Genomic DNA, 17388 nt, shown 5'->3' on the forward strand with positions numbered 1-17388 from the left:
TTGGCTAGTTTTTAGCTATGACAAAAAACGAACCCGTCGACTCCAAGGCGCAACACCTTCGCTCCATCTGGCTCTTTGCTGGATGTTCCAAGCGTGAACTAGCCCTTCTAGAACGAGCTTGCGATGAGGCCCTGGCGCCGGCGGGCAGTTCAATTTGCGAAGAAGGTCACTCGGGTAGGGACTTTTATCTAATTGTCGAAGGAGAGGCGCTGGTGACAAAAGCCGGAAAAGAGGTCGCAACCCTAGGGGCTGGCTCACACTTTGGAGAACTCTCACTACTGGATCATCTGCCTCGTTCGGCTAGCGTGACCGCCAAGAGCGATATGACACTTCTTGTTCTGAGTGCGAGAGAATTTACCTCGGTTTTAGAGGAGATCCCCGCCATGGCACTACGCCTCCTAGAGACCATGTCCATGCGCCTTCGCCAAGCTGACGAGCACGCCTACAACTAAGAATTGGCGATTGCCTACAACTCAAATCGTACGTACCACAAAAGATCTCGCCAAAAGATACCGATCACATAGAAATCTACAATATTTGGAGTAGGCTATCTCGGAATCGGCTGCTTTGGCGATTGTGGATCTCTTTGTTGTAAAGTTTTGTTGTAAAGTGTTGTAAAATTGGCGGTGGCGGGCGTTTCCTATAACGTGACAAACCCGTCACATTTGGACGATTTGATCTAAACCATTAGTTCGCTAGGTCATCCCCAATACCGCCAATATCGCGGCTTTAGTGATGCTGAAATCCCTCTCTGCTAAGCCAGTACGTACCCCCAGCGAAGCGGTATTGAGCTTCTCCATCAAAGCGACCCTCCGATCTTTGGTCGGATGGAAACACCGGTGTTGGTTAATGCCCATGAGGCTTCGAGACAAACGGACCAAGACGTTATTGTCATTCGATGTCACCAACACCGGGAATAGCGCTTCACCCAACCGCATCGTATCCCCGTGGCGTATCAATGACGATATGGATTTATCCTTCCTCGAATTCGACGATCCATAAATGAAGGTTCTTCTCAAAATCGCTGATAAGGTCAAACGGTCGCTGAGTATTCCTCTCTCTCTTGCGGTTGACGATCACAAGTCGAATACGAGACACTGATAACAAGTATGATGCAAATCGTAGCATTTGCGCATATCAGTATCTAACGGTGCACTCGAACTCTCAATACATATGGGACACTTAGCTCTTCAGCGACGTCGAGGAACGGTCCGAACGGGCTTGTTCATGCGAGTATCGACTTTTGGATGGGCAAGCTATCGCTCCAGATCCGTAAACGCAGCGATGACCTCGGGTGCCTCGAACGCCTTGTTTCGCCGTCCGACATTCACCTGTTGGAGAATCCCAGCTTCGACGAGCCGCTCAATCGCAGCGGCTGCCGGTTTGTAGGTCCGTCCCAGAAGCTTTGCAGCGCTTTCAGCGGTCAGGATTGGGGCACCGGGAAGGATCCCGAAGAAGGATGTCCGTTCCAGAGTTAGCCCGAACGGACCCCAGTCGTTCGCGCCACTCAAGTTCCAGTTCCGCAACCCGCTCCTCGTAGGTAATGGCGTCAGCCACAGACCTAGTGCAGGCACTCGCAAAACGACCGATCCACGTATTCACACCATCGATGGCAGCAGTGTCGTCAGGCGATCCGACGTATCGGAAAAGGGCAAGGCCATTGATGTAATCCCGCGCCCATGTGGCGAGCACCAACGACACCGGAGGGATGCTTCGCAGAGCAAGTCCACGACGCCGAAGGATCAGGTGTATAAGGGCTCGTCCGGTTCGACCATTGCCATCCACGAACGGGTGAATGGTCTCGAACTGCGCGTGAGCGATGGCTGCCTGCGCAATGGCTAGAAGGTCGTCGGTGCAAGAGAAGTCGCACAAATCTCGTAGGAGTTCAATGACGAGTTCCGGGGGTGGAGGCACGAAGTCGGCGGAGCACGGGTTGTAGGAACTCCCACCGATCCAGTTCTGCTGGTCCCGAATGATACCTGCGTATGGCTCCAGTAGTGTTCTGGCGAGTAGACGTCGGTGGATATCAAGAAGAAGATCGACGGTGATTGCCTCACCAGAGCCAATGCTTTCGACGGTGAAGACCAATACATCGATATTGTTGAGAACCTCGGTTGCGCTGACGTCGGATGCGGACTCGGCCATCCCTCGAATAACTTCGGCGTGCAAGAGGCGTCGAGCTCCGACCTCTAGCCCCTCGATACGTGACGAGGCGACCGCTTCAGCACGAAGCAAGATTCGAGCAAGCGCCTCGGTCTCAACCAGAGCTGCTGCTTGAGTATTCAAGCGGGCAATTGCGGCCTCGGCATCTGCTACATCGGCAGCGACCTCACCCTTTAGGCAAAAGCGACGACCCATAAGACGATCAGGGACGTAGGCCTCGTAAATACACGACGCCTGTCCCTCCGAGAAAGTCCGGTGCCACCGACATCGCTCGTCCAGCGCCGCTTCACAACCTTAGACATGAAATCTCCTTATTGGAGTTTAACATACAACCTCCAATAAGAATTCGTGGAGTTGGAGGTTACGAGTCGCCCAATCCTGCCGTTCCTGCGCTATTGGGTAGCGGTTGGGTTCAGAGATGGAGATAAATTTGAGCTTCGGCGATGCAGATGCAGGAGAAAATCTCACCTCGCGCGATTGCCTGACTATTGCGATTCTCTGGAGCACTATTGGCAGTGTCTTTGGACCACAGCACCAGTATCTTTGGACCACTGTACCGAAGTCTTTGGACCAGACTTTCCTGATCCCTCAAACCTATTTCTAAAGTTACCTCAATCGTGGTAGGTATCAGGCCTCAATATTGCTTGATCGCAAGTTATGAAAAAGTCACCAAAGATACCTATCGCATCCACTATCAACTTCCGCCTTTAGGTGCCCTTCGCTTTTAGTCACCCATCGTTATGGAGGTTAGTGGTCTTTGACTTCCTTAGTTTCACTCAAGTGACTTCTCGAGGATCTGGGCTACATCTAGGACTTCTACACCTTCTTTGGCTCCACCATCAGCGATCTTGGCCTTGACTGCGTCATCTAGCATGATCATGCAGTAGGGGCATGCTGTAGATACCATATCTGGATCCATCTCTAGAGCTTGATCCATGCGTTCTACATTGACTCTCTTGCCGATCTTTTCTTCTAGCCACATGCGAGCTCCACCGGCACCACAGCAAAAGCCCTTTTCTTTGTGCTTGTGCATCTCAACAGACGACAGTCCTGGAAGCGATCCAAGGACACTTCTTGGTTCTTCGTAGATGTTGTTGTGGCGACCTAGGTAACATGGGTCGTGATAGGTTACTTTGGCATCTTGGGTAATGGTTGGAACTAGTGCTTTGGCATCTACTAGCTCTTTGAGTAGTTGGGTGTGATGGATGACTTCGTAGTTGCCACCTAGGCCACGATATTCATTGGCTAAGGAATTAAAGCAGTGGGGGCAAGAGGCTATGATCTTTTTGGCTTTGGCTGAATTTAGGGTCTCTATGTTGGTCATTGCTTGGCTTTGATAGAGGTATTCGTTGCCTAGTCTTCGAGCTGGATCACCGGTGCAGCTCTCTTTCTTTGCAAGTATTGCAAAGGTGACTCCAGATCTATGAAGTAGGCGAGCAATCGATTGGGTGACCTTTCTAGCTCTTTCATCTAGTGCTCCAGCACAGCCAACCCAAAAGAGGTATTCGATATCCTCAGGGATCTCATTGGTGATTATTGGGACTTCAAAGTCAAGTTCTGATACCCAATCTCCTCGATGAGAAGAGCCAAGGCCCCATGGGTCTCCTTGGTTTTCTATGTTACGGAGCATGCCTTGGGCTTCACTTGGGAAGTCGCTCTCCATTAGAACTTGGTAACGACGCATATCTACAATTGCATCGATGTGTTCTATATCTACAGGACAAGCTTCAACACAAGCTCCACAGGTGGTACAAGACCACAGGACATCTGGATCTATGACACTTGGGACCAGCATCTTGGGTTCTTCAAGAAGTTGAGTGGTTCCAGCGGTTGTCAATAGGCGCTGGGAGGATTCAAAGAGGTGCTCTCTTAGATCCATGATAAGGAGTTTGGGAGAGAGGGGCTTTTGTGTATTCCAGGCGGGACACTGTTCTTGGCATCTACCACATTCTGTACAAGTTACTAGATCTAGCAGTTGCTTCCAGGAGAAGTCCTCTATCTTGCCTACGCCAAAGACGCTGTCTTCACTTAGCTCTTCTGGGTCCATGTTAGGTGTCTTATCTAGGGCACCTAGTGCCTTGGGACGTCGAGAGAATGCGATGTTGATTGGAGCTACGAAGATGTGTAGGTGCTTGGAGTAGGTGACAAAGACCAAAAAGCCCATGATGATGGCGATGTTACCCAATAAGAAGATGGTCTCAATTGCACTGTTGGCTGAATGGCCCAGGGGTGCTAGGGCGTTAGCGATTAGGTGGCTTGCAAATGCGAAGTTGGAATAGGGGAAGTCACCTGTATTTACTTGAGCGGCTCGATAGACCAATAGGGTTATGACAACTAGGGCTATTCCCGCCAGTACTAGCCATGCTGCAGAGTTATGTGATCCATAAAAGCGAGATGCTTTAGCCTTTTTCTTAGGTGCATTTATCACTCTGATTATTGAAAAGACGACCAAAGAGACTAAGACAGCTACAGAGAAGAAGTCTTCGATAAAGCCAAGCCATGAGTCATGGCCAATCAGTGGAATGGCGAAGTTGGATTGAAAGAGAGCTCCATATGCCTCTATGATCGTTGCGATCAAAATGGTAAATCCCCAGAAGGTAAAGAAGTGTGCAATTCCTGGGACTGTCTTGGCGAGGAGCTTTCGTTGACCAAGTACCTCTGTGAGTTCAGTTGAAATTCGAGAAGCTATGGTTGATGAGCGATTTGGGGCTTTAGCTCCAGATCTCACCAACTTCATAATAAATAGCGCTCTATTTAGAGCTATGGCCAATGCAGCCACAGTAATTACTAATCCAACGATTAGACGCATCTAGCCTCCAGGGATCTTCATCGGTGCCAAAAGATTCTAACGAGTGCTCATTTCGTCATTTAGTCGCCATTTAGTTTGAAACAACCAATTGGCAAAAGTATCCAATTGGTGGAACATCCAAATAGATTAGAGGAAAGAGCAGTCATAAAATAGGCAAAAACTAATGTTACCACCAAGTAACAAATCTGCCAACTCTATAGATGGTTATTCTTCGAAGTTCTTATGGCTCATAGATGGCTGACGCAGTCACCCCCCCCCCAAATAACAGTCGATAGCGAAGATGGTTATTCTTCGAAGTTCTTATGGCTCATAGATGGGGTTGGGCCGCTTTGATTTTGGTACTTAGAACCAAGGCTCTTAGAGCCATATGGGATAAGGGCTGGGGTTGTCATCTCCAAAAAGCTGATCTGTCCGATCTTCATACCTGGATAGACAGTTATTGGGAGATTGGCTACATTGGAGAGTTCCAAGGTGATATTGCCACTAAAGCCAGCGTCGACAAAGCCAGCGGTTGAGTGAATCAAAAGGCCAAGACGGCCAAGGGATGATTTACCTTCCAGGCGGCCTACTAAGTTGTCTGGGATTCCAATGCGCTCAAGAGTTGAGCCTAGGACAAATTCACCTGGATGCAAGATAAAAAGACCATCGAGATCTACCTCGATAACTTCAGTTAGATCCTTTTGTTCGACACGTGGGTCGATCACCTTAGCTACATGGTTGCGAAAGATACGAAAGAAGCGATCGACACGTAGATCTATAGATGAGGGTTGAATTGCATTTTCACCCAATGGGTCAACTACTATTCGTCCAGCCTCAATCTCAGAGCGTATGGTGCGATCGGAAAGAATCATACAAAATAACGATAGTAAGAGAGATTGGCACTGACGAACGAGGTCGGGGGAACTTTTGATTCATTTAAGGGCTAAAGACAGATCAAAAAGCTTAGAAGGCTCTTGGTGCGAGGAGGGGAGGCCGACAAGCTGACCCCCTTAGGAGGGGAACCCTAGGTCAATCTGGCCAATCTAAGTCAATCTCATGACAGATTCAACTGTGCTGCCTTGGCCCTTATCTAAATCAGCCTCTAAGGTAACGAACCTGTGATACTAAGGACAGACAATAGGATCATCCTTGTCGTAGCTGTAATAATCCATTTGAGCAATTACCTAACGCTGGGCTATTCAATGGCAAACCAATCCGCTCTATCGTCACAGGCACCCTCTAATGTTTCAATACTTGAACCCGAAGTTTGTCGGTCGGAATGACATCCATTGCCTGTTCAGCGACTCTCTCATGGTGGGTGAAGAGCAGCACCTGCATTCTGGAAGAGAGCTGTGCCAATACAGCCAGACCTGCACTAGTGCGCGCATCGTCGAAATGTACGAATAGATCATCGAGTAGCAACGGTAAGTTTCGGGTACCAAAGGCATAGTGTTCAAGGCCAGCAAGACGCAGTGAAAGATAGAGCTGATCCCGGGCGCCTACGCTCAATGCCCCAACGTCCAACGAGCCTCCGGATGTAGCCGTAGCAAGAATCACAAGGTTGCCTTTTTCATCGACGTCGGTATCAATTCCAGAATATTCTCTAAGGGTAAGCTGACTAAAGATTTCACTTGCCCGTCGAAGAATCGGCCCCTGATTTTGAGAACGGTACTCAACAATCTGTTGTTCTAAAAGATAGCGAGCCACCATGACCCGGACATACTCATCACAGTTATTCTCAATATCCGCAAGGATGAACTGCGTGCGCTCGGCATCTAGGGCTGCTTCATCAGAGTCATCGATCGATGCCCTCTTGACATTAAGACCACCGATGACCACAGCGACCTCTTTGCGCTCTTGATCACAATCATCAAGTTCGCCAGACAGCTCTTTGATCAGCGCGTCAAGGTCGCTTCCGGCCAAGGAGTCAACTTCCCCCAAGAGCACATCAAGTGAAACACCGCTAGCACCATATAGATCGGTCTCTATCTTCTCAATTTCCAAAATAAGTGTCTCGGAACGCTTCTTAGATTCGATCGCCGCTATCAATGACTGTTCATCGGGAACAAATGCCTCCTTGATCAGCGCATCTATCTTCGCATTTGCATCTGCTTTGGACCTACTAATCCTCTCGACCTCAAGAACCTTACTATCGCGTTGTTCTCCTAGAGCCCGTCGTGTCGCATCGGCGTTCTGTTGAATCTTAAGTAACTTTTGAAGGGCATTGATTCTCATCTCTGTTGAGGTGGCATCGATCGTGAGATGTGAAAGGAAGCTCAGAACTGCCTTCAACTGCTCTTCGACCTGAGAGTTTCGCCGCTCCATCCCAAAGACTCGACGTCGCTTTTCATCTAATTCGCTCTGCTTATCCTCGATCATCTTGAGGGTAGACAACAACGATGAGACATCTTGGGGTTTGGTCGTACCATCAACACCCAAGGGCGCAATTGCCTCGCTCCACTCAACTTCCCATAAAGCAAGGTTGCTCTCAGCGACAACCACCGCGCGTTCGTGCTTTTCCATCAAGCTACGATTGCCTTTGATCTCTTGGTCTACCAATAATCTTTGGCGATCCAGGGTCTCTGATCTCAAACAATGCTGTTCTGCCCGTTCAAGTAGAGCAACCAGACTCAAGGTGTCCTGGGGTATATCTCCAACCTCACCGAGAAGGCCACGCAGATCATTGACACAGCGCAATATCGTTGCGCTCACTTCGCCTTCTTTTGCATCAAGATCTCTAAGTGTTAGCGATTGCGATCCCAGTTCTCGTGCCGCCTCCAAGAACTCATCCATCTCAGCCCGGCTCGAAGCCACAACTCCAAGTGGCTCCCATAGCATGGCCCACTCTCGACCTGCGACCTCGCACTCACCACGGCGCACCTCGATCAGTCGTGCATTTTCCTCAATCAAGGCGAGATCGAGGGCACTTTGGCGCTCTAGGTTGGCTCGCTTTTCCACATCCCTGGCTTCATGCCAGCCCCTATCGGCAATCTTGTCAGCCCCACTTACTGCGGCTTCATAAGCCCGGTCAAGTGACTGGCCATCGCTCCATACCTGGGCTTGTGCCTGGGCTTGGGCTTGTGATTCGATCGCCTCGCCTTCCAGCCAGACTTGGCGCACCAGGGCCCATCCTTCATCGCGATGGGCACGGGCAAGAGAAAGTTCCTCGATAGATGGCGGGTCTTTACGTTGAATGAGCCCTTCGAGATCATCTTTTATCTTTGCCAGCTCCGCATCAATTCTTCTACCTTCACCAAGTGCCTCTGCAAGTGCTGCATTTGCTTGCATAACGTGTTGAGCAACATCATTAACTCGTGCTAGCGAAGGTAACGAAAGCTTGTCGCACTCTCTTGGGCTTATCGTAAGACCAAGAGATGCAATTGAGGAATTGATCTTGGTTTCGAGTCCTATGATCTGTTGTCGATATCCCTCTAGGCTCAACTCGAGCTGACCAGCCTCTCGGATCCGAGCTAGAGCTACCCGTAAGTTCGAGATATCGGAGGCTTCAGGTAGCAGATCACGATCATCCATGTTGCGACTAAGAGTAACCTTTATCTCATCTCTTGAGAGACGTGCACCAACTAAGGCGTCGTCTATCTTTGGCCATGCCTCCCCTAGGCGTTGGATCTGTGATCGTTCAACGTCACTAATCACGGGCATAGCCTTATCATCTCTGCGACAATTCTTTGGAACCCGTCGAAACAACACTTCAAGCTCCCGCTCGAGGTCTCCAACCTGCTTATTGAGACTAGGTAGATCCTTTAGGTTCTGGCGAATTCCTCCAAGTTGTTCACTTAGGTGTTCGATCTCCTCAGAGCGTGAAAGTAGGGGTTCGTCAACGTCGATCTCAGCAAGTCTCATATCAAGCTTTTCAAGATCGGGCACGAGTGTTGCAAGGCTGGCTAGGCATTCTCTACGGATCTCTAGGGATTCATTGAGAAGTGACTGCATATTTGGGGTGACTCGGACATTTCCTAAGTCGATTCCCGAAAACTCCTGAAGAAGTTGGGCTCTTCGGCCAATTTGGCCCCTGGAAGATAGAACCCTCGTGGCTCGAACCAAAGCGCCAGAGAGTTCACGATAGCTCAATTCTAATTTGCTAAGTCGTTCGTTTGCTATATGAAGTGACTTATCGAGCTCCTCAACCGCAGAAGAACTCTGACTATGTGCCTTGACCGCCGAAGTCGACTCTTTGTAGCTCGTTAGAGCTGCATTTATCCGTGGTTTCGAAGCCCCGGATTTGAATAGTTCGCCTGCTTTTGCATCCAACTTGGCCATAACTGAGTTCAGTTGCGTTAGACCAGTGCTGGCAGCAAAAAGGGCTCGCCCTAGCTCGCCTTCGTTCTTTAGGAGAGACTGTCCACCTGAGACAATCTCCTCATGGCCGATTGAAAAAAGGGAGTCATAGACTTCTGCCCCTACCCCACCGAGCACCTCGGCCATCGTCGCTTCGGAAATTGGAAGATCAGAACCAGATCGCAAGGATTGCGTGTTACGTTTGATCCGATAGACCTCAAAGTCACTGCCATCATTAGGGCGCACGATTGCACCTATGCGCAAGTCGGAGTTCGAATGAAGATACGAATAGGGACTGCGTAGAGGTATACCATAGAAAAGTTGTCGAACTGCCGCCATCGTCGTCGTCTTGCCCGCTTCATTGGCGCCGATTATGACGTTGACACCCTCTGCAAGTAGATCCAGCTCTCTTTCAGTGAACATCCCAAACTTGACAAGATTCAACTTTAGAAGCCTCATGATGGATCCGTTTCGCTCAAAAGGCTAGATATTAGATCACCGGCAGATTCTAACGTGGCTCGAAGATGACTTTCTGAGGTAGGCCCCACCGATTCCTCGCCGTTCAATCCATTCACCCGCAGCTCAAGGGGCAATTTATTACGCAGGTCCATAAAGACCGAAAGAAGGCTAGCGAACTCCTCTGGGTCGTCTTGTAGTTGCTTTGCCCTTTGTCGAATAGCCTCAACCACTTCACCATCAGCTCTGACGAAGTTGCGAGTACCCAGCACCACCTTCTCTATCCAAAGATCACCTCGGACCGCTCCAAGTCCACGAACCTCACTATCTAATTGCTCGGATCGCCTCCAAAGCTCTCTGTGGATCGGTGATGTGCCACTGATATTGACTCGAGCAGCCACAAGTCTTCCAGAGGCATCGATGACACTTTTATCTAGCACTTGAGATATCTCTGAGATCACCTCTTCGAAGGTTTGGGCTTGACTTACATCAACATTACAATTCGCCCATCGAACGACATCGAGTTCCAGAGGCGCAATTGAGACAACCTCTGCCTCTTGGGTGGTTACGAGCGATGCTCCTTTTGGACCAGTCTCTCGAATATGTCTACCTTGAAGGTTGCCCGCAAAGACAATATGGGGCTCAGTGGATACGACCTCTCGTTGGTGTACGTGACCGAGCGCCCAATAGGAATAACCTCTACTGCGGAGCATATCCACAGTAGTAGGGGCATATGAAGCATGGCCTACACGACCATCGAGGCTTGTGTGTAGGAGGCCGATGGTAAAAAGTCCGGGGTCTGCGCTAGGAAAATTTGCCACCAGATCGCCCGCCACCACTCGACTGGCATAACTTTGACCTACAACAGCTAGGTCCAGCTCATCAAATAGTTGAATCTGTGGCGCAGCGCTTGATAGCTGATAGACATTGGGAGGATAGGAAAGACGCTTGCTAACCTCACTGACTGCGTCATGGTTGCCAGCTACAAGCACAACCGGAATTCCCTCGTCGTAGAGTCGAACTAACTGTCTAATCCAAAATAAGCCAGTGCTGTAGTCCTTCCAGTCGCCATCAAAGATATCACCCGCTAGCACAACGAGATCCACGTCATTAGAGACCGCTGCACCCACGAGGTTTTCCACGGCACGACGAGTAGCACCTCGGATCTCTTGTATTGGTGCTCCCTCATATGCAGAAAGCCCCCGAAGTGGACTATCTATATGCAAATCGCTAGCATGCAGAAACTTCAACGGACCGCCGTCCCAAATCGAAGTTCCATGCGCCATTTCAAAATTCCTTGTCTCAACGCTCTGCCTTCATCGCAACCACCACTTCGCCTAACATAGCACGTATATGTAATGGGTATTGCCTTGGCCTCATGGTTAGTTCTACGCTGGGTTAAACGCTGGGTTAAACATCGACTTTGTAACTTGGTATTGCAACTAGGAGCTTGTCGTATCTTTGGAAAGCGGCCTCTAAACCACCACTAAAAGCCCAAACAGTTAGGTTTTGGCGCTAGTTCATCAATTTACCTCACACGCCAAAGCACTGCATCCGTCCCCGGCTCGGCTGAGATTGGGCTACTTGGCCTTTGGCCCGCATCGACAGTTGTTGCTCCACGTAGCCTAAAACCCTAGCAACAAGCTTTTAGCGGGGCGTATCATTCCGGCAAGATTCGCAACTGGTCACTAGCAGAAGACAAATGGATCACGCCGAGTGTGGCACAACGAGAGAGGTGGTCAACCACGGTACAGCAGCACACCAAAGATATTTCCAAGAAATTACGTCAACTGACTTGACAGTTACCGGAAACGAGGATGGTGACAAAGATGAATTCGACGAATGACGACCCAGCCTCTTCTCTAACTCAGCGATCTTTGTTGTCAACGCATCTATCTGGTTGGCAACGGTAGTGTTCATTAGCCGCAGCGAACCGATCTCAAAGTGTTAGAGTCTCATTCTCACTCCGCAGCGTCTCATTCTCGCCTCGCAGCGAACCGATGTCACTTTGGAGTCAGCGGCTTCGCCTGTGCTCAATTCGCTGGGTAGGATGGCGCATTCCACGGCCCTGTCACTCGCAGTTGCCTGAACGAGCGTAAGGATGTTCAAGGCGAGTTCGCCACTTACATTGCACGAAAGGTTGCCAACCTCAAGTCAAAGGGTTCCTTGGGCGTTGACGACAGGCCGTACCTTTGCCACGAACGAGCCAAGGTTGTCTACAGCGATATTTGAATGAGTTAATGTCCTCATGAGTATAGTATGGCTGGAAACGAAAGAAACGCAAGCCAACTATTGGGCCGCGAGGTGAGTGACTTTCTGCTGTAGGTATCGTAGCCTTCGGTGAGATCGCTCAAAGGTTTGCAATGTTTACCTGGTTAATGGTGTCTCTCTCCGCTTGTGAGCCATCGCCATAGCGGTGCATCGCAAGACCTCTCCGTATTCTTGGGTTGGAATCGTTAGTTGCGATAGAGGAAGTGGATCCTGAACTTTACCCAACTTTTCACCCAACAATTGTGTCCGCGAACATCCCACCCAGTCCGAGGCCGTCTCGGTATCCTTGCTAGAACGCTTCAATGAGCAGCAAAAATGAGACGTACTCGGATAAATAGGTTATCAATTCTGATACTTTGTAAACACCTCATAATCCCTTGGTCCTGGGTTCGAGTCCCGGTTGGCCCACCATTTTCAAGTATCTTTTGACAAAACGAGATAGCGCCAAACACGCTGAAATCCGATGATCCGGCATGGTCCAATTTGTAGTTGTCCGATCTCTATCTATAAGTGCGGCACCGTTGTCTGTGATATCAGCGATCAAGGTGCCCACTCGTATGCGAAGGTTGTCCCGGTAGGCGTTACTTCGCTGAGTTGATGCGCATAATGAGGTCGTTCACTCTTACTAAGGCTTCATCAAGAGAGTTTCCTACTCTCTCGTTTTCTTGGAGGTTTCTCCAAATTTCGTCCCATCCTGGGTAAGCCCCAATGACGGGTGGCCATGGCTGAGCGCATCTAACCTCTAATATCGTGATGCAAGCTGATCTGGTAGCCGATAGCTCGTTGTGTACATTTCCTAGTTCAGCAATTAGCAAAATGTCAACGAGATCGCGTGCCCGATAGTTGGGGCGATCTTCGGTCGGAGCTTCAGTGCAGGCATGAAGCTTTTGAGCAATCTAAAATCTTATAGGTAGGAATGCTATTGCAGCGGGCTCGATGAGCTGCACACGCTTGAGACTGATTGCGAGAGCGATAACTTCTGGTTCGTTTAACGAAGCGGCTTCTTCGGTAGACATTTCGAAAGGGATGGTCATAAAGTCTTTGTTGCGATAAGCAAGTTTGATTTTGAAACGTATTGCGGTGGTTGATCCAATCAAGGTTTCGATAGGTTGTGGTTCGGTCACTCTTCCAGTAAATCCACACCACCCTATTTCAGCTTTCTCCGTTATCAAACTAACTGCCAACTCTAAGTTGCCACGAAATGCGGCATCGAGATCCTTGGTTGCTCTTGCTTTAGTTCCGAAACGCATCACGAGGGCGGAACCTCCCTTGAATGCGATTCTAGGTATTCCTTGATCGTCGGATAGTCCATCGAGCATCTGGGCGATGACGGAAATGCCAACAATGTGACGAAGTCGAGCTACGATGATCTCCTCCGATTTGGACCATTCCGTCAGTAATCGCTCAAGACGGTTTTTGTCACCGGGCAATGGTTTTTATTCATTCATGGTGCAATGAATTTTTGGATGTGCTTCTGTCTGCTAGTTGGACGCGAAGGCGAGCTTCGGTAATGGTGCCGATCAATTCACGAGCTTTGGCATTTGCAATGGCCTGTGCTACGAGCTCACCTGAAACCCCCGCCTTTATGACGTCATCGATAGCCAATTTTGGTGTAATCACTCGGATGTTGTCCACTTCCTCGATGTCGCTAATTTGTAGATTTCGTCGGCGTATTCTGTATCGTTCCTGCCCTTGACGTCGAGGCTGGTAATTGGGAGGAACTACTATTTCTATCTTCATAGGGTTGACGTCCGCTAGGTTCCAAAGGGCAAGCGCAGATTCCCCAGCAATAACACCTAATCCGTTAGCCCACAATACGGCTTCTTGGAATTCATCCCTTTCTGTGATGGGAATGGCTACTAGTCGGTAAAGGCCCCAACCTCGATGTTCGAGACGACCAACGGCGGCAAGTTGACGGAGTATTGCTGGGTTGATTGAGAGTTCTCTCGCTTGAGCAGCGCGGATGAAGCCATGTTGGTCGAAAGCCCGCTCTAAAAGACGCTCGTATACAGTCAATGCTCTCACCCTCATCAGTTTAGTTCACACAACGGTAATGCACAGGGAAAGATAAAAATGGTAGCAAAAAGGTAGTTATTTACTACGCTTTTGCTCGAATAATAGAAGTTCTATTGATTTGATCTCCATTTTTGCTTACTTGCTTTAATGCTTTAGTGTCGTTTGATGAGTTTTGTGGTTACGCTATACGATACTTACGGAAGTGTGCTGTGAAAGATTAGCTACCGATTGACGGGTGGCGAACTCTTATGCCAACTCGGTATCCGATGTGCTGAACGAAATTCGGTCGGGCAGGAAATCGCGCAAGCAAATGGAGTTAGCGGTCTCCCTTTCCATTGCTGGTTTGGCAGTCGCCTACTATGTATTGAGGATGGCGACTTTGCTGTGATGGATGGAGTACGGGACTTCAGAACGGTGCGCTGCTGATCCAGCGCTAAGTGTCCTTAGACTTCAAATGGGAAATATCTAAAGTGGGAAGTTGGACGTCAGCGATCTGAAAAATTGCTTCGATGGCGAAGTGATCAAGGAGCTCATGTTGGATCTAGGGGACTCTTTGTTCTATCGAACGAACCCTCCGAACTTGTGGACAATAGCGCTGTCTTTCGGGTAGGGGTGTCTGCAAGCTGCTCTGGATACTTTGTCCGAGCGTGATTTGATCGTTGGGCTGTAATCCCATAGTTCATCAACTACTGGATTAATTTAGCTTGGGGACATGAGTAGGTAGAACTTTCCAAAATCGATGGGATGCGCCAATCAAACATCAACGGGAGCAAGCTAGGACTGATACCGGTGCTCCTTTTACCGATCAATGAGCAAGCCGTCATCGTCGAGTATGTGTTACGGGCGTTGCTTTCGGCAGATGCGATTCAGTTTCTTGTTGGAGCGACATCAGGCGTAATGGATAGAAGCTGACAATCTGTTCGCGCAAAAGCCTTTCCGGGTCATTTGTCAGCTGCTAGTCTATGGGTTTTATCATTTATAGACCGAAGATCTCCGTTTATCATTGGAGTCACCGATGGCGACGTACGCCAGTGCCACGTCACCGCAATAGTTTTGAGACTTCTCTAATATGAGCAAAGGCCAGAGTTCCTCGACGTCACGTTCGTCACCCCGCCAATCTGCTATTCCCCTGACAGCAAGCGCGTCCGAAGTCCACGAGCCCCTCAAACTCCCATAGCTCATAGTTGGCTCCTGTATGGCCTGCCTAATGTCAGGCGCAGATTGCACACGAGGTTGATTACTATCCAAAAGCATGGCGGGAATTCATTTGGGCATGTTCCCGTCCATGGTCCCTTCCATGCGCTGGTACAGATCGGTGACGACGATGCTACTACCGATTTCTCGCGGCGGGTTGGTACCTTCTCCCGCTTGTCAACGACGAACACCGCCGGAGTTGCATACGGCAGCGGTACACCTGTAGCGGGTGGATCCGTGTAACACATTGCTCGTTTCACGGGCGAAAATGCAGCGAATCGTGGAGGCCGAGTTCGTTGCAGAATTGCTCTAGAGGTTTCTGGACCAGGGAGATGCCGGTGAACTGGAATGAGAGTTCAGTCCTACAGACGATCCGTCGGTGATCGGCGAAGTAAGTACAGCAAATCGGGGAGTATTTTCTAAAATCAAAACATGGTGCGAATCGCTAGAAATGCCAAGAGTCGGGTATTAGAGGCCCTTGGCGATACCAGAGTTGTTGTTATACAGGGCGCTAGGCAGGTGGGGAGACGATACTCATTAGAGAGATCGTCGATTCTAAGGACGGACGGTTAGTTTCATTTGACGATCCAGTTGCGGCGAACGGCGCCCGTGAGGATCCAGTCGGGTGCCTCAACTCCGACCCAGGTCGTCTTTTGGCTATTGATGAAGTACAACGTGTCCCTGAATTAGTTTTAGCACTAAAGTTCGTAGTCGATGGCGATAATCGTCTGGGTAGGTTTCTTTTGACTGGATCGGCCAATCTCCTCAAATTACCCACTATCGAAGATAGTCTTGCTGGTTGGGCTGAGATTATCGAGTTGTTCGGCCTAAGTCAGGGTGAGCTCATAGGGCATAGGGAGAAGTTCATCGATCGGGCTTTGTCCGGTGAAAGATTCATAAACCATACAAGTGATCTGAGCCGAAGTGACTATCTCGAACTAGCTGTTGCGGGGGATATCCCGAGGTCTTGAATCGTGCTCCGGGAAGGCGTCGTGACCTTTGGTTTGATAACTATGCTAATGCCATACTTCGCAGGGAGGCTGAGGATATCTCGAACCTTCAACATGTCACGGAGCTGCCAGTGATCCCGAGAATGTTGACTGCAAGAAGTAGCGGAGAGTTGAACGTTGCCGACTTGGCTCGCGACACCAACATTCCTCAACGTACCCTGACTCCTTATCTAGAGTTGCTACAGACCTTATATCTGACGCAGAACATACCGGCGTGGACAACCAACCTTTCAAAGCGCGTTGTATCTCGTCCAAAGGTTTCACTTCTCGATGCAGGCTTGGCTGCGCGACTTATGAATGTTTCATCTAAGGGTGCCTCTTTAGATGCCAATCCGAATCTAGCTGGCGGCTTGGTTGAGACCTGAATTACCGCATAAGAGCACTGCTCTATAGCGGAAAGCCCAACTGGCGGGTACTTGATTCAATCGTGGTGAAATAGCTAAGCCACCAATAACCGCCTTCATTTACCAAAGACAACAAACAACAAGATGGTCATCGTGTCAGTGATGCCCTTTGTCTTGGCGTATCTGGGTTGACTAAATAGTTTCATATGGTCTTATCCATGGCGCAACTATAGATACCTATCAGACAAAGAAGATCACTTGGGGCTGATAAAGAGTGTTACCGCATATGAAATCGAGTACTCCACCCCAGTAGAAACGGAAGAGTCGCAAAATGTACGCAAAAATTTACGCAATGTGGTCGAAATATGGTCTGAGCATGACTTTCGGGAGCTACACGAAATAACTCGGCATTAAAAACAGCCGCTGAAGAGCTAATACATCTGGAGCGGGCGACGAGAATCGAACTCGCGTTCTCAGCTTGGGAAGCTGATGTTCTACCGCTGAACTACACCCGCGTATAGCCCTAATCTAGCCGTTTGAAAGAAGTTTTGAAGCCAGTTTTACAAGATTGGTTTGTATCGACGGTGTAATGGCACTATATGGGTATCAGCGGGTATCAGGGGTATCTTACAAATCAAAGTCGGTGCGATTTCAAGTTCAATAGCTATCAAAGAAACGACCACTACCGCGCAATCATCTATTGCCTTTTCCACCGGGTAGAGTCCCCTGCTGTCGCAAATGAAATACCAACAAGCATGCCGTCCCTGATTCGAGCGCGACAATTCGAGCTACACAACTGAAAGGAACTGCATTGTGATCTTCCATTGGAACGTACCTTGTCATCAAAAGT

14 protein-coding genes, 1 tRNA gene and 1 pseudogene are annotated in these 17388 nt (G+C 49.3%); 6 read left to right on the forward strand and 10 right to left on the reverse strand.

The window, feature by feature from the left end:
• Positions 1–17: 17 nt before the first annotated feature.
• Positions 18–452 carry a cyclic nucleotide-binding domain-containing protein gene (locus ACIDITHRIX25_RS98095; RefSeq protein WP_052607027.1) on the forward strand — a complete coding sequence of 145 codons (435 nt, stop codon included), beginning with the start codon at positions 18–20 and terminating at the stop codon, positions 450–452.
• A 676-nt stretch (positions 453–1128) separates the two neighbouring features.
• Positions 1129–1389, forward strand: coding sequence for a hypothetical protein (locus tag ACIDITHRIX25_RS98100; RefSeq protein ID WP_200891335.1), 261 nt, complete (start codon positions 1129–1131; stop codon positions 1387–1389).
• A 27-nt stretch (positions 1390–1416) separates the two neighbouring features.
• Here ACIDITHRIX25_RS98100 and ACIDITHRIX25_RS98105 read toward each other — a convergent pair whose 3' ends face one another.
• The 5 genes from ACIDITHRIX25_RS98105 to ACIDITHRIX25_RS98125 form a co-directional block, all read right to left on the reverse strand.
• Positions 1417–2358, reverse strand: coding sequence for a Fic family protein (locus ACIDITHRIX25_RS98105; RefSeq protein WP_200891336.1), 942 nt, complete (start codon positions 2356–2358; stop codon positions 1417–1419).
• Positions 2359–2935: 577 nt separating this feature from the next.
• Positions 2936–4972, reverse strand: a complete 2037-nt coding sequence (locus tag ACIDITHRIX25_RS98110; RefSeq protein ID WP_201733462.1) for a (Fe-S)-binding protein — start codon at positions 4970–4972, stop codon at positions 2936–2938.
• Between the two features lie 284 nt (positions 4973–5256).
• A complete protein-coding gene (gene dcd / locus ACIDITHRIX25_RS98115; protein WP_201733463.1) occupies positions 5257–5823 on the reverse strand; it encodes a dCTP deaminase in 567 nt (188 codons plus the stop codon).
• Positions 5824–6190: 367 nt separating this feature from the next.
• Entirely contained in the window at positions 6191–9691 is a 3501-nt protein-coding gene (locus ACIDITHRIX25_RS98120) for an AAA family ATPase (protein ID WP_201733464.1), read from the reverse strand.
• Between the two features lie 11 nt (positions 9692–9702).
• A complete protein-coding gene (locus tag ACIDITHRIX25_RS98125) occupies positions 9703–10989 on the reverse strand; it encodes a metallophosphoesterase family protein (protein WP_201733465.1) in 1287 nt (428 codons plus the stop codon).
• A gap of 416 nt (positions 10990–11405) precedes the next feature.
• Here ACIDITHRIX25_RS98125 and ACIDITHRIX25_RS98130 point away from each other — a divergent pair, with 416 nt between their 5' ends.
• On the forward strand, positions 11406–11549 hold the full coding sequence (locus tag ACIDITHRIX25_RS98130; RefSeq protein ID WP_201733466.1) for a hypothetical protein: 144 nt from the start codon (positions 11406–11408) through the stop codon (positions 11547–11549).
• Between the two features lie 11 nt (positions 11550–11560).
• Here ACIDITHRIX25_RS98130 and ACIDITHRIX25_RS98135 read toward each other — a convergent pair.
• The 3 genes and pseudogenes from ACIDITHRIX25_RS98135 to ACIDITHRIX25_RS98145 all read right to left on the reverse strand — a co-directional run.
• Positions 11561–11623 (reverse strand): annotated as a pseudogene (locus ACIDITHRIX25_RS98135) (hypothetical protein); the annotation flags it as partial.
• 1247 nt (positions 11624–12870) lie between these two features.
• Positions 12871–13404 carry a nucleotidyl transferase AbiEii/AbiGii toxin family protein gene (locus ACIDITHRIX25_RS98140; RefSeq protein WP_201733467.1) on the reverse strand — a complete coding sequence of 178 codons (534 nt, stop codon included), beginning with the start codon at positions 13402–13404 and terminating at the stop codon, positions 12871–12873.
• Between the two features lie 10 nt (positions 13405–13414).
• Positions 13415–13990 (reverse strand): type IV toxin-antitoxin system AbiEi family antitoxin domain-containing protein, encoded by a 576-nt coding sequence (locus ACIDITHRIX25_RS98145; RefSeq protein WP_201733468.1) that lies wholly within the window; start codon positions 13988–13990, stop codon positions 13415–13417.
• Positions 13991–14734: 744 nt separating this feature from the next.
• Between ACIDITHRIX25_RS98145 and ACIDITHRIX25_RS98150 the strand changes: the two genes are divergently transcribed.
• Positions 14735–14902 carry a restriction endonuclease subunit S domain-containing protein gene (locus ACIDITHRIX25_RS98150; RefSeq protein ID WP_160291702.1) on the forward strand — a complete coding sequence of 56 codons (168 nt, stop codon included), beginning with the start codon at positions 14735–14737 and terminating at the stop codon, positions 14900–14902.
• Between the two features lie 60 nt (positions 14903–14962).
• On the opposite strand, the gene ACIDITHRIX25_RS98155 is transcribed toward ACIDITHRIX25_RS98150, so the two are convergent.
• Positions 14963–15172, reverse strand: coding sequence for a hypothetical protein (locus ACIDITHRIX25_RS98155; protein ID WP_152625818.1), 210 nt, complete (start codon positions 15170–15172; stop codon positions 14963–14965).
• Between the two features lie 557 nt (positions 15173–15729).
• On the opposite strand from ACIDITHRIX25_RS98155, the gene ACIDITHRIX25_RS98160 reads away from it, so the two are divergent.
• Positions 15730–16155 carry an AAA family ATPase gene (locus tag ACIDITHRIX25_RS98160; protein WP_249685771.1) on the forward strand — a complete coding sequence of 142 codons (426 nt, stop codon included), beginning with the start codon at positions 15730–15732 and terminating at the stop codon, positions 16153–16155.
• Positions 16152–16559, forward strand: a complete 408-nt coding sequence (locus tag ACIDITHRIX25_RS98165) for a DUF8612 domain-containing protein (RefSeq protein WP_201733469.1) — start codon at positions 16152–16154, stop codon at positions 16557–16559. Before ACIDITHRIX25_RS98160 ends, ACIDITHRIX25_RS98165 begins: the two co-directional genes overlap by 4 nt.
• 420 nt (positions 16560–16979) lie before the next feature.
• Here the strand turns inward: ACIDITHRIX25_RS98165 and ACIDITHRIX25_RS98170 are convergent.
• A tRNA-Gly gene (locus ACIDITHRIX25_RS98170) sits at positions 16980–17053 on the reverse strand.
• Between the last annotated feature and the right edge of the window lie 335 nt (positions 17054–17388).

The organism is Acidithrix sp. C25 (genome assembly GCF_904848545.2).